The 12884-nt window shown below is 42.9% G+C and carries 14 protein-coding genes; 4 read left to right on the forward strand and 10 right to left on the reverse strand.

The window, feature by feature from the left end; genetic code table 11:
* Positions 1-86: 86 nt before the first annotated feature.
* Positions 87-839, forward strand: coding sequence for a hypothetical protein (locus G500_RS0119605; protein WP_027003774.1), 753 nt, complete (start codon positions 87-89; stop codon positions 837-839).
* A gap of 100 nt (positions 840-939) precedes the next feature.
* Here the strand turns inward: G500_RS0119605 and G500_RS0119615 are convergent, their stop codons facing one another.
* The 8 genes from G500_RS0119615 to G500_RS0119655 form a co-directional block, all read right to left on the reverse strand.
* Positions 940-1347 carry a hypothetical protein gene (locus G500_RS0119615; RefSeq protein WP_027003775.1) on the reverse strand — a complete coding sequence of 136 codons (408 nt, stop codon included), beginning with the start codon at positions 1345-1347 and terminating at the stop codon, positions 940-942.
* A gap of 14 nt (positions 1348-1361) precedes the next feature.
* Positions 1362-1820: a DUF3592 domain-containing protein gene (locus tag G500_RS0119620; protein WP_027003776.1), complete on the reverse strand. Its 459-nt coding sequence runs from the start codon at positions 1818-1820 to the stop codon at positions 1362-1364.
* 29 nt (positions 1821-1849) lie between these two features.
* Positions 1850-2494 (reverse strand): hypothetical protein, encoded by a 645-nt coding sequence (locus G500_RS0119625; RefSeq protein ID WP_027003777.1) that lies wholly within the window; start codon positions 2492-2494, stop codon positions 1850-1852.
* Positions 2495-2755: 261 nt separating this feature from the next.
* On the reverse strand, positions 2756-3823 hold the full coding sequence (locus G500_RS0119630) for a DUF4097 family beta strand repeat-containing protein (RefSeq protein WP_027003778.1): 1068 nt from the start codon (positions 3821-3823) through the stop codon (positions 2756-2758).
* Between the two features lie 44 nt (positions 3824-3867).
* Positions 3868-4590, reverse strand: a complete 723-nt coding sequence (locus G500_RS0119635) for a hypothetical protein (RefSeq protein WP_027003779.1) — start codon at positions 4588-4590, stop codon at positions 3868-3870.
* 64 nt (positions 4591-4654) lie between these two features.
* Complete coding sequence (locus tag G500_RS0119640; protein WP_086047980.1) at positions 4655-5236, reverse strand: RNA polymerase sigma factor; 582 nt, start codon at positions 5234-5236, stop codon at positions 4655-4657.
* Between the two features lie 373 nt (positions 5237-5609).
* The gene (locus tag G500_RS0119650; protein ID WP_027003781.1) at positions 5610-6320 is read right to left on the reverse strand and encodes an outer membrane beta-barrel protein; all 711 of its coding nucleotides are present in this window, start codon (positions 6318-6320) and stop codon (positions 5610-5612) included.
* Between the two features lie 105 nt (positions 6321-6425).
* Entirely contained in the window at positions 6426-7010 is a 585-nt protein-coding gene (locus tag G500_RS0119655; RefSeq protein WP_154657238.1) for a DinB family protein, read from the reverse strand.
* A 123-nt stretch (positions 7011-7133) separates the two neighbouring features.
* Between G500_RS0119655 and G500_RS0119660 the strand changes: the two genes are divergently transcribed.
* On the forward strand, positions 7134-7655 hold the full coding sequence (locus tag G500_RS0119660; RefSeq protein WP_027003783.1) for a hypothetical protein: 522 nt from the start codon (positions 7134-7136) through the stop codon (positions 7653-7655).
* Positions 7656-7891: 236 nt separating this feature from the next.
* Here the strand turns inward: G500_RS0119660 and G500_RS0119665 are convergent, their stop codons facing one another.
* Positions 7892-8803 (reverse strand): TIGR01777 family oxidoreductase, encoded by a 912-nt coding sequence (locus tag G500_RS0119665; protein ID WP_035758273.1) that lies wholly within the window; start codon positions 8801-8803, stop codon positions 7892-7894.
* A 144-nt stretch (positions 8804-8947) separates the two neighbouring features.
* Between G500_RS0119665 and G500_RS0119670 the strand changes: the two genes are divergently transcribed.
* On the forward strand, positions 8948-10873 hold the full coding sequence (locus G500_RS0119670) for an Hpt domain-containing protein (protein ID WP_154657239.1): 1926 nt from the start codon (positions 8948-8950) through the stop codon (positions 10871-10873).
* A 402-nt stretch (positions 10874-11275) separates the two neighbouring features.
* Here the strand turns inward: G500_RS0119670 and G500_RS0119680 are convergent, their stop codons facing one another.
* On the reverse strand, positions 11276-11803 hold the full coding sequence (locus tag G500_RS0119680) for an acyl-CoA thioesterase (RefSeq protein ID WP_027003786.1): 528 nt from the start codon (positions 11801-11803) through the stop codon (positions 11276-11278).
* Positions 11804-12159: 356 nt separating this feature from the next.
* On the opposite strand from G500_RS0119680, the gene rpe reads away from it, so the two are divergent.
* Positions 12160-12813 (forward strand): ribulose-phosphate 3-epimerase, encoded by a 654-nt coding sequence (gene rpe / locus G500_RS0119690; RefSeq protein WP_027003788.1) that lies wholly within the window; start codon positions 12160-12162, stop codon positions 12811-12813.
* The last annotated feature ends 71 nt before the right edge of the window (positions 12814-12884 follow it).

Here is a 12884-nt window from a genome sequence, read left to right on the forward strand (position 1 = left end):
TTCTTTTTCAAAAGGGTAACTTTGCCACAACCCCCTTTTCTACCTTTGTGAATAAATCATAACCCAAAATTTATATCTCAAACGTAATGAAAAGAACATCTTTCTCCCTTTTGGCTTTTTTCTTGTTAGCACTTGTCGTTTTTTCGGCTTGCAAAAAAGAAGAAGCGGCTGCGCCCAACAAAACAGACGACGTATTAGAGCTTGCCATTCGCAAGGTCAAAGTAGGGCAGGAAAGCAATTTCCTAACGGCAAGAGCTAACTTTATCAATTTGCTCACCGCACAAAATGGCACTTCAAACGACCGCGAGTATGCCATGTTTTTTCCCTATGATGCTAATATTGATTTGAATGAAAATCAAGTATTTGTAGGAATGACGCAATACGAAGATTTGAATACCTACAATGCTATCGGAAATGCGATTGGAAATTCGCCCGAAGCCGCCGCTTTTTTTAGCACCTTCGACCCGCTTGTCTTTACTGTCTTGAAGCCTTTGGAGGCAGGCACAGAGGTAGATGCCAGCAAGTTGGCAAGCAGTGGGCAGATACTCGAAATTGCCGTCAGAGATTTATCTATTTATAGCAACTTTAATAAAAGCGATTACGAAACAAAAAGAGATGCTTTTTTGGCAGCCTTAGCGCAGCGTCCAGAGCGTGTGGCTGAATATCAATGGGTTTCTGCCACCAATTCTAATATCGTAGTGGGCATGACCGTCTATAAAAGTCAGGCAGATTACCTAAATCTTATTTCAGATACAGGATTTGTAACCAGTCAGGTTGTACTTGATTTTGCAGGCAACTACCCTGCTCATAGTGGCGGAATCCATACGGTTGTCAAATAAGCCGCTTTCTATCAGAAAAAAATCGTACTAAAAACAAAAAAACGCCTTTGCAACAATGCAAAAGGCGTTTTGGCTACATCAATCAGAAAACACAACGAGTCTAATTTTGTCTTTTAAAAGGCAGGTAGGTATTTCTATCGGTATAAATAGAAACCTGAATTTCATCGGCTTTTTCCTGTGGGTGTTTGATATAAAAAGTGAACATTTCTATCAATCGTTCTGATTCTACCGTAATGACCACATAGCCTTCGCCATCGAGTTCGGGCTTGCGCACCATCGGCGACCAGTTGTCTGCGCCATAGACTTCCGTCATGAAACTATAAGTTTGGCTACCGCCTACCGTCTTGACGGTGATACCCATGCGCTGCCCTGTGTCTTTGTTTGTCCAGATATAAACGCCATCTTTGATAGAATCGCCGTCGGGAGCAGCCGAAAGAAGCGGCAGGGAGCTAAGGCAGGCGAAGAAAAAAGCGAAAAAGAAAAGAAGATTTTTTTGGTAAGGCTTCATAGAAATATTAAGATTTAGAAAAGAATGGTACGAATAAATTTAAAAATAAAGAAAAGAAAAATAAATACAACAATTCCCATCATCACTTTGACGACAAGAAGCATTATCTCTGTCGAATTGTGCAAGTACGCGCCATACTCACCTACAAAAGTCGCCTCTTCGGGATTTTGAGGGTTGTATTTAATTGGCATCTTTTCCCCTATGTTGGCAGGGAAAGGGGCTTCGTCGTTAGTGAAAAGAGAGGAGGCTAAACGGTAGGATTTGCCCTCGACCTGATAAGCCACTACGGGTGCGTAAGTAGTCGATTTGTTAGACCTGCTTTGCGCGATTTCGACAAGCTCTGCATCTAAGGCTACGCCTATTTCCTCTAATCGCTTTTGGTCTTCGAGGCTGCTTCCCAACCAAGAATGAGCAAAACCAAACAGTGCTAAAAATACGGCGAGCATCACAATCACAAAGATTTTTTTTGCCATGTTTCTCAATTTAGTTGTGTTTCAGAAAGTTATTGCTTTGCGCCAATTTTAAATTTCCCCAGTGTTTTATCCCAAAGAATTTCTATATTAGAATAAAACTTGTTTTTATTTTGCTGCCACTGCGCCTGCGAATCGGTAGGCTCTACGTTGCTTTTTGCCACTGTGCCATAGCGCGGCAGCGCAATACAAACCTGCAAGGCATCAACCAAACCGCTAAGACGGCTTGCATCTGCCGAAGATTTGAGAAAGTCGGCAGGTGTGAGGCGTGGCAGCACCTGTGCCGTAATATCTTGCATAGCACCATTTTGATAGCGATAAAATTGTGTCGTATAATTAACCAATCTACCATCTACGCGCAATTCCTCCGTTACGCCAATGACGGCATCTTTGTTTGCCTTTCTATACAAAACTACCGTTTTGGTAGTGCTGGCTTCGCCTTCTATGGTATATTGCATATAACCATTTTTGGAATCTAATAAGATTGGATAAAAATTGCCATCACTTGTTTGCATCACAAAGCCGCCAGAGGAGGCTGCCACCATACTCAATTCGGTATAATCTTGGTGCAAAATTTTGAAATAGTCAAGAACTCCCTGCGGATTTTGCGCCCATGCGGTTTGGCTTGCAAAGGCGAATAAGAGAAAAGTACCGATAAGATTTGCTATTTTTTTCATCAGAATAAAAATAAAAATTGAAAGTTTGATAAAATTTGTGTTTTTGGAAAAAGAACCTGCCTTTGGGTGCAGAAGTCCGATTTTAGGGCTACCTGCTCAAAATACGTGCTTTTTTGGGCAGACTTAGCGGTGAATTTAGCGAATCGCCCTTTTGAGTTAGTGAAAAGCCGATTTCAAACATTAAACCCTCGCCCAAAAAATAAGAAACTTATTCTTCGCGCGAGGGTGCTTGCTCAAAAATAGCCAGAAAGTTTTGTTTTTTTATTTTATCCGCACATTCCCATGTTGGGTTTGAATAAAGACAACGCCTCTGCCTTTGCCTTTTACTTCGCCTTTGATGCTTTGGCGGTTGTCTTTTGTGATGTTTTCGATGATTTGATTTTGCGGACTTTTGTTGCTGATATTGCCAAAATCGCTTTGTGTTTCGTACTGATACCCTGCACCTGCTTGAAAGGAAAGGGTTACAGAGCCAAATCTATTAAGGACTTTGATGTTTTCAAAACCTGCCACAACTTCCTCGATTTGGCAGTTGCCATGGCTGCTATCGAGGATAATGCCATTACTAAGCCTTTTAATATTAAAATTTCCAAACTTGATTTCACCTTCAAAAGAGCCTACTGCACCCAAACGCACGTTGCCATGCCCTGCATAAAGTTCTAATTTTTGAACCTCATTGCTTTCAAAATTGCCATGTCGGTTATTAACCGTAAGCGTGCCTCCGCGCTGCACATTGCCGTTTCCATGTGCTAAGGTCAGTTTGCCGCCCTTCATTTCGCCGATAGAAGCGTTGCCATGTTTTACCTCGATGACATTGCACAAGCCCAAGAGTTCGGTAGCGGTAAAATTGCCATGTGCCACTTCTACGGTACTATTTTGATTGTTTTTTTGTATAAAAACATTGCCAAAACGATTTTGAATATTCAAAATAAGTGAGGCGGGTGCTTTAATTAAATAATTGACTTCAAAACCGCTGTTGTCAAAAATAATTCCGCGCTTTGCCTTTTCTTCTATTTGGGTTTGACAGATGATTTTATCGCCCTCGCGCTTGTGTGAGATGGTGATGCGGTCTAAATTAGCTTGTGCGTCGGCTTCCGATTTGCCCCAAGCCATGACCTGTGCCACGATTTCGAGTTCGTTTTTATCCCAATTCTGAATTTCGACTTTCCCAAACTTATTAGAAAGTTCGAGTAGCGTCCCCGCTTTGAGTTGGTAGTGTGCTTTTATGGTTTTTTCCTTCTCGATTTTAGGGGCAGCCGCACTCTGAAAGGCAGCACTTAGAAAGAGAAAGCAAAGTAGGAGAGTAGGTAAAATTTGCATACGATTTTTCATAAGATTATGAGATTTTTTATGACTTTAAAAAAAGATTTTTGATTTTAAAGAGAAAGTGTAGGGCTTGTTTCCCTTTTTTCCTCCTTTTCTTTCGGTTGGATAGATTCGTAATCTGCTTGTATGGTTTCTATAATTTCTATGCTTTGTTCTAAAATCTGCTTTCTAATACGCAAATTTTCTAACAAGGCTTCGATAATTTTTGGGTTTTGTTCCTTCAAAAGTTCAGCCTTCATATCAGTATAAGCCGAATCTAATTGTGCCAATTCTGCTAAGGTTTCGGCTTTGAGTTCGGGCTGTGCCGTTTCCTTCCTACTTGCGAGCTGGACAAAGGCTTGGGTTTGCTTCTTGATTTGGTATTGATAAAAAGATTCGGCTTCGAGCAATTCGGGGGCTATTTTTTGCAGTTGTGCGTCCAAATTTTCTGCCTTTTGCGAAAGCTCTGCTAAGGCAATTTCTTTTTCATTTACTTTATCAAAATGATACCAAATGCCTGCCGTTATCAAAATCAGAACCGAAGCCGCCATGCTCATAAAAAGGCGCAGCGAAAAGGTAATATTGCTGGCTGCCCCACTTTTGACATTTTTAGTAGGGTCATTTTTTTCTGCAAGTGCCTCTTTTTCAAGTTCTTGCTCTATTTTAGACCAAAGATTGGGTAGGGCGTGTGTGCCATCAAATTCGGTTCTGTTTTCCAACACAAAGCGTTCGAGCAAATCGGGCTTTTGTGGCGGTTGGTTTTCCAAAGGGAGTTTAGAATCTGGCGTTTTCATATTTTTTAAAAGCGATTTAAAGTCTGTTTAAAAGGTGTTTTCGGGAAGAAGAAGGGGCTGAATTTCAACGAACCGTCAGAATTTCTCTCAATTTTTTCTTAGCACGGCTATATTGAGATTTAGAAGTAGAAGCAGAAATTTGTAGAATGTCTGCAATTTCTTCATGGTCGTATCCTTCAAAAAGGTAGAGCGAAAGCACCAAGCGAAAGCCATCGGGCAACTGCTGGACGGCATTTTGCACCTTTTGCACCTGCAAAATTAGCGCGTCTTGGTCTTTTTCGCTCTCTTCCGCAATTTGCAAGCTCGCAGGGGGCAAGGGACTCCATTCCCACTGTTTTTTTTGTAGCGCATTGAGGCAAGTGCGCACCACAATCCTTTTGAGCCACGCACCGAAGGCGGCTTCGCCACGGTACTCGCCAAGTTTGCGAAAGGCTTGTAAAAAGGCATCTTGCAAGGCTTCTTCGGCTTCTTCGTTGCGCCCCATAAGACGCAGCGCGGTGTGGAACATCGCTGACGCATAGTCTTGATAGAGTTGGTATTGCGCACGACGGTCGCCTTCTTGGGCTTTGGCTATGATGTCTGCATTTTTTTCCTGATAAGCCGTTGTTTCCACAAAAGTCGGTTTGGGTTGTTGTTGTTTGCCCATAAAGACAAAGCCATTTGGGGTAGGGTTGCAAATAAGTGATGTTAAATTCTAAAAATTAGATGCAAATGTAGGGACAAGGCACTGCCTTGTCCTATGCCCCAAACCCTAAGGGTCTTCAAGAGCCTTAGGGTTTAAGTCCCAATTTTATTTCGTTTCTAATTTGACAAAACAAGTTTTTTTACAGAACTTAACATCACTGCCCTATAGAGGAGGGTTCGAAAATCAAATCATTTTTGCATAAATGCAAAAAAATGATACCAAATAAAAGCCCCGCCCTGTGGGAGCGGGGTTTGGGGTGGGGTGCATTTAAGGCTTTTATCGTTGTAACAACGCCTCAAAAAAATGAATATTTACAAAATAGTTTCTGTTTTTATTATTGAATTTTAAAATTGATGCCGAGCTGTGGAAGCAACATATCTGTACGCGATTTTTTTATATCATAGATAACGGCATCGATGTTGTTGGGGTCTGGTAGGATAGAGCCTTCGGTGAGGTAGTCGGCAAAGCCGCCGCGCAAGTAAGTGGCTCTCAAATCGAGATAAACCCAAGATGAGAGGCGAATACCGATTCCTCCGCCTCCGCCATAACTAAAAGCAAAGTCGCTATGGTCTTCTACCGAATCATACACTTCCCCTGCTTCTTCCCAAACGGTGCGCGTGAAAAAATATTTTCCTCCTACCAGTGCTTCCAAATAGGGCTGCAAACGCGCTCCCTTATCCTTTGGCGAAAGGCGCAATAGGGCGTGAGTCTGTACGATATTGTTGGTAGTGCGTTCTGTTACCGTAACGAAATTCCCGTTGTAAAAATCTTGCGTATCAAAGCTCTCCATGCCATAAATTTGGTATCCAAAATCAAGCCCTAAGGAAAGGTTGAGGTTGCGCTCGGCAAGACGCTGACTTAGAATCGGGAAAAGCAAATAGCCATTCACCCCTCCGCTGACATTTACCTCCGATTCGCGCTTGAAATCGTTGAGAGGCAAACCTGCCGCCAAAGAAAAGCCTACTTGTGCGATATTCTGCGATTTTGCTGCCTGAAAGGGCATCAATAAAAAAAAGAGTGCGAAAAAAAAGTAGTTCGTTTTCATCTTGTAGCAATTTAGGTAAGGGTGAGGTCAAAAATAAAGAGCCATCTTACAAGCAAGATGCAAAAAAAAAGGAAAAGGTTGCGTCTTTTTTTATTAAATCTAAGCCTACAAGGGCTGTCCGCTGATAAGGCGTGCATGGGTAATGAAGTCGGTATTGGGCGGCTTTATGCCTTGCTGACGCAATAAAAGTGCGTACTGGGCGCGATGGTAGCTGGCATGGTTGATATTCTGCATGCAAATTTCGAAAACGCTGCTGATATATGGTTTTTTCTCAAAATTGAGATAGGACACTTTTCGCTCCAATTCTGCTTCGTCGGCAGTGGCTAAGTGTGCCTTCCAATTCTCAAAATTTTGAGCCGAAATAGGACTTAATGCCTTAAAAGGGAGGCTTTCCCAAATATCAATGCTCAAATCGGGATTGCCCTTGATGCGTGTAAGCCATAACTTTTGTGCCAATATCACATGGCTATTGAGAAGGGCAAGGCGCGGCGGCAGCTCAACACCCGCTTCTTCAAGATGAACCAAGCAAGTTAGATAGGTCTGATTTGCCCATTCATTGTATTCCCAAAGGCGAAGGAGGTAATTTTGTAGCAACATAGCAGCATTTTTACTTAGTGTAAAAAAAACAATATCAAAGAATAAGGCTGCAAAGATAGCAATTTTTTGAGAATTGTGTTGCGTATCTTTCAAATTTGCGTAAAGTGGGCGTTGGGATAGAAAAAGTACGGGCGCGATTTTTTTTAGTCTGAAAAATGTTGTATCTTGTGCATAGGCAAAAGCGTTTCTTTCTCTCACCCTTCAATTTCCCTGCCCATGACTTTCCTGACCGATTCCACTTTGTTGAAAAAAGACCAAGCCGTAGCCCAAACGCCTTCTAAAAGCGGACAAGATGCCGAAAGTAGCCTACAAGAACAACACGAAAATAGCCTCGACACGCTGGTCGCCAAATTTTATGAGGTACTCTCTTTTCGCCAAAACCCCAAACAAGATTGGGAAACTTTCTTCGAATGTCTTACCCCCGAAGCGCGTCTTATCAATAACAATGGCACTTCGCCTATTTTGATGAGCATTTCTAATTTTATTGCCATATACCGCTCACAGGCTTTGCAGCGCGATTTTCAACCTTTTATCGTAGCAGAAAAAGACCACAAGACCGAAATTTTTGGCAAAATTGCGCACCGTTATAGCTACTACACAATCGCCTACCCAAATAGCAGCCTGCCCAAGACCTATGGTAGAGCCAGTTTGCAGTGCATCTTAGTAGATAAGAAATGGCGTGTCGTTTCTTTTGTGTGGAATGATTACACTGACGAGAGTGGCGAAAATTTTGGCTAATTGCTTAACTTATTTTTTGGCTCACCTTTTCGCTTCTCTAAATACGCGCCTCTAAGCCTATTCCAAAGTTGTGTTATTGGGTTAGGTTTTAAAAATTAGGTACAAATGTAGGGACAAGGCACAGCCTTGTCCTAAATTTTTAATTGAAACAAAAAAGCGTTTTCAGACCCAAAAAATAGGGTTTAATCCCGATTTTATTGCGAAGCTGGAGCTTCGCGCTACACCTGTCTGGACTTTTATCGTTTGCCCAATAAATTCTGCACTGCCTTCTGTGCCTGTTCATATTCCCACTCAAAACCTGTTTCTGCCATTTTCAGATGCGAAGCATAGATATTGCTCAAAGGCATTTGCGCCTGTTCGCCCAAAAGCAGATAAAGCGCGGCTTCGGGGACGGCAGGTAGAAAGAGTGGCTTGTGAAGCGTCTTGGCTATGATTTTGGTTAGTTCCTCATTCGTTACAGGATTGGGAGCTACCGCATTGTAAATTCCCTTTACACTTTCATTTTCCATCGCAAAAATAAAGAAACGGCATAGGTCGTCGAGGTGAATCCACGAAACCCACTGTTTGCCACTGCCCAATGCTGCCCCTGCATAAAGGGCAATAGGCTTGCGCATGGCTTCCAAAGCACCGCCCTTTTCAGAAAGCACAATGCCTATGCGTAGGATAGCCGTCCGCACTTCTCTCACCTGCAAGGCTGGTTTTTCCCAAGCCACACAGACTTGTGCCAAAAAATCGTCCCCTGCTCTCCCTTGTTCATCTTTGGGCTGGTCGCCCGACTTGTAGCCGTAATATCCAATGGCAGAGGTGGAAATAAAGGCTTTCAAACGGTGTGAAAGTTTGCGTATTTTTTCTTCTAAAAGTTGGGTAGAATAGGTGCGGCTATCCAAAATTTCGCGCTTACGTGTTTCTATCCAAGCCTTATCGCCCACATTTGCACCCGCCAAATGAATGAGATAATCGGCTTCCAAAAAGGCTTGCTCATCTATTTCGCCGCGCTCTACGTCCCATTTGCAGACTTCCACTAAGGGGTGTGTTTTTTTGCTGCTACGGCTAAAATGCACAACCTTATACGCCTTTGATGCCAAAAGCATTTCGGTCAGGCGCGTGCCTACCAAGCCTGTGCCGCCTGTGATGATAACTGTTTTCATGGTTGGAAAGGGAATAATTGCCTTTAAAAAAGGCGTTTTCAGTTGGTATTCTTTGCAAAGTAACCATTTTATACCTATAAAGTTAGTTGGTACGCGCTTTTTTTCGTATCTTTCCATACCCTATCTATCCTTTCGCTATTTTTTATGCAAGATTCAAACTCTAATATAAAATTTGATTTAAACTTGCTCAAAAAGCAAGCCCTCGATAAACGTTTGCAAGTCTTAGTTTTAGATGCAAAAGGCTTTGTTGTGCAAAGTTGTGAAAGCCTTTTTTCCCTTCTTCCCACAGAGGAGGCAGGCAGGGAAAGGGCGCAAGCCGCTTCTTTGCAGGTGTCGCTCTTCGAGCTATTCAAGCCGCTTGCCAAATTCAAACCGCTTTTTTTGGAAGGCAATCAGCCTACGCTTTTTATCGAAAAAATTGCCCTTGCGCCTCCACTTGCTCAACAGGCAGAGGGCGAGGTTTCTTCTACCTGGTTTGATGTCTTTTTCGAAAGAAAGGAGGATAAGTGGCTTGTCTTTTTGTATCATAAAAATCAGGAATACGAACTTTTTTTGAAGCAGAAAAAAAAGAATGAAGCCGCTTTATTAGAACTAAGCAATGATTATCTAACTTTAAAGCACCAATATCAGCAGCTCGAACAGACACACCAAGACCTTTTGCGCCGTCAGCAAGAGGCATTTCAGGCACAAATTCAGCAGTGGTTTCATCTGCCTTTGGCTGCCCTACAACAGCTTATTTTGCTGCCACTACAAGAAAAAGGATTGCGACTAAAAGAGGCTCTCGAAAGCGCACTCAAACACGTCGAACTTTTGGAGGACTACGCGCTACATAGCAGAAAGGAGGGTGAAAAAGTTTTTAATTTGCCTCTTTTTTTAGAAGAAATAGAAAAAGCCTTTTGGCACATCGAATTTTTACAAGGGGGCAAAATAGAGATAAAACAGAAAGATTTGCCGCCGCTTTCGCTTCTTCCTGCGTTTTGGCAGGTGGATAGCTTGGCTTTGGCAAAGGCGGTTTTTATGTTGGTCAGATGGGTAAGGGTTCGCTTTTTGCTACAAAAAACATATCTTTCTATTAAAATTCACAAAACGGGTTTTGCACTTTGGATAGAAAATGCAGGGAAAAATCAGGAGCAGTCGCCTTTCCTACCTTTTAGCGAAACCTTCCAAGACCTTCATTTTCAAGACATCGAGAGTATTCCCGAATTTAGGATGATGCAAAAATGGGCGGCGGCGGCACGCGCTACCGTTGTAGGTAAGGTGGGGCTTGAAAAGGTCTGTGTGGAGGTACAGGTGCAGGTGCAGCCTGCCCTACAAGAAACAGAGCCGCAAGGATTTGATTGTCTGGCTCTTATCTATACCGAAGACCCTACGGAAAGTTGGGCTTTGCAGACTTTTTGCAGCCAAAACCATATTCCTTGGCAGCGTGTTATACCCACAGAAGCAACGGCTTTCGAGGTAGAAGCGGCTTTTTCTAACAATAAAACGAAGATTTTTTTCGTTAGTCCCAAAAGTATCGCAAGGCTTTCCGAATTGGAACGCTGGAAGCTTTGTCTTGAAAAGGGGAAAGGCATACTTATCCTGCCCGCCCTTAGTTTGGAATGGCAAAAGTGGGCAATAGAGCAGGGATTGGAGTATCTGGTCAAGCCCTTCGAGCCGACTGCTTTGGCACAAAAAATCAAACATTTACTTTCTAAACCCCTTAAAAAAGTGTATCAAGAACAGATAGACCTCACCACAATCTACGAAATCGTAGATGGGCAAGTGGAAATGGTGCAGACCATGTTAATGATTTTAGCTAAAAACTTGCAAGAATATCCCGAACAAATGCACCAACGTTTCCTAAATGGCGATTTGGCTGGATTGCGACAGCTTGCGCATAAATTCAAATCCTGCACCGCCTATACAGGGCTTTCTCAATTCAATCAGACCCTTTCCGACATAGAAACAAGCGCGGAAACGGGGCTTTCACTCAATCAAATCGAAACCTTAGTTTCTTTTATTGCAGAGGCTTCTATTGAGGTAGAAAAGCAAGTGCAGCAAAAAATGACAGAAATTTTAGACTATCAATAGCATTTTCTATCCAAAAGCGAAACTAAAATTTTAATAGAAGTTTAATAAAATTTGGTTAAATTATTTAAACTTAAAATGTCGGGCGCGTTTGAATCCGTACCGTCGCTTACTTGTGGTTTGTTTTTATGAAAAAAATATACTAATTTTTTAAATATTGCACTTGCTAATAAAAGGTTTTGCTTGTGGCTTTAGTTTTCTAAATGATACAATTAAAAGTAAATTTTGCAGTATAATCTTATGCTTTATAGCGTCAAAAGGTCTGCAATAGGGTTTTGTGTTTCGAACAAACCTACTGAACCCCCAACCCTGCCCTCCCCCCATAGGGGAGGGTTCGAAAACCAAATCAATTTTTTGTTTTTTATCAAAAAAAATGATACCGAATGAAAGCCATTTCGGATAACTCTACGCTTTTTCTGTAAAGAAAATAGATTTGAGTTCGGTAGCTTCTTCGGGTTTCATTCTGCCTGCCAAGACCAAGCGCAGTTGGCGGCGGCGCAAAGCCCCTTCGTAGTGTGCTTTTTCTTCGGCAGTTTCGGCAATGGCATCAGGTACGGGAATGGGTTTTCCAATTTGGTCGACGGCGACAAAGGTGAGATAGGCTTTGTTGGTTACCGTTTTAGAGCCTGTTCCCAAGATTTCCTCGCCCATTACTTCTACATAAACTTCCATCGAGGAATTGAAGGCACGTGTTACGTAGGCGCGAATGGAAACGACACTGCCAATTTTGATGCAATGCTCGAAGGATACATTATCTACCGAAGCCGTAACGACGACTCTATTGCAGTGCCGCTGTGCGGCAATCGCACCTGCTACGTCCATCATGTGCAGCAGCCTGCCGCCCATTAGGTTGTTCAAAGGGTTGGTGTCGTTGGGCAAGACCATTTCGGTCATGATAACCAGCGATTCTCTACAAAATTTTTGTTTGGGCATCATCAAAAGTGGAGTTAGAAAGGAGAGGGCAATTTTTTGCGACAAAGCGGCATAGTTGCGTCAAAGTGTTAAATGCACCCCACCCCAAACCCCTCCCCAAAAGGGAGGGGCTTCAATTTCGTATCATTTTTTTCGCATTTATGCGAAAAAAATGATTTGGTTTTCGAACCCTCCCCTATGGGGGGAGGGCAGGGTGGGGGTTCAGACCGTTGCAATAACGCCCGACAACGCCACAAAAGTAAGAAAAAAACGCGCTTTCGGGGTAGCATTTGTTGGGAAAAGGCACTTTTCGAACCTAAAAAAATCGCTACCTTTGCCTTTCTCAATCTTGTTTTTCGTTTTCCTACTCTCTTTCTATGCAAACTCCTACCCTGATTGCGCCTTCTCTTTTGGCTGCCGACTTCGCTCATTTGGGGCGTGATGTAGAAATGCTCAACCAAAGTGCTGCCGATTGGCTGCATATAGATGTCATGGACGGCGTTTTTGTACCCAATATATCCTTCGGGCTGCCCGTCATGCAAGCGATAGCGAAGGTGGCACAAAAGCCCTTAGACGTGCATTTGATGATTGTTGAGCCTGAAAAATATGTCCCTGCTTTTATAGAATTGGGGGCGCAGGTGGTGTCGGTGCATTACGAAGCCTGCCCTCATTTGCACCGCAATTTACAGCAAATTAAAGCCTTAGGCGCGAAAGCGGGAGTGGCTATCAATCCACACACTTCGGTAGAGCTTTTAGAAGATGTCCTCTCTGATATCGATGTTGTCTGTCTGATGTCGGTCAATCCGGGTTTTGGGGGGCAGAAATTTATCGAGCGCACCTACGAAAGAGTGCGCAAGTTGAAGGCTTTAATCAACAAACACCAGACTCAAACGCTGATAGAAATTGATGGCGGCGTGAATGCACACAACGCACCACTTTTGGTGCAGGCAGGGGCAGATGTCTTAGTGGCAGGAAGTTTTGTTTTTTCCTCTGCCAATCCAAGTCAGACCATTGCCGCTTTGAAGGGATAGAACGCACTTAAAGAGGCGTTTTTTTTATTTTCTGCCTTTTATTGGGCTTTCTGCTGGCTTTTCTCTACCTA

Origin of the sequence: Hugenholtzia roseola DSM 9546 (assembly GCF_000422585.1) — a bacterium.
Taxonomy (GTDB): domain Bacteria; phylum Bacteroidota; class Bacteroidia; order Cytophagales; family Bernardetiaceae; genus Hugenholtzia; species Hugenholtzia roseola.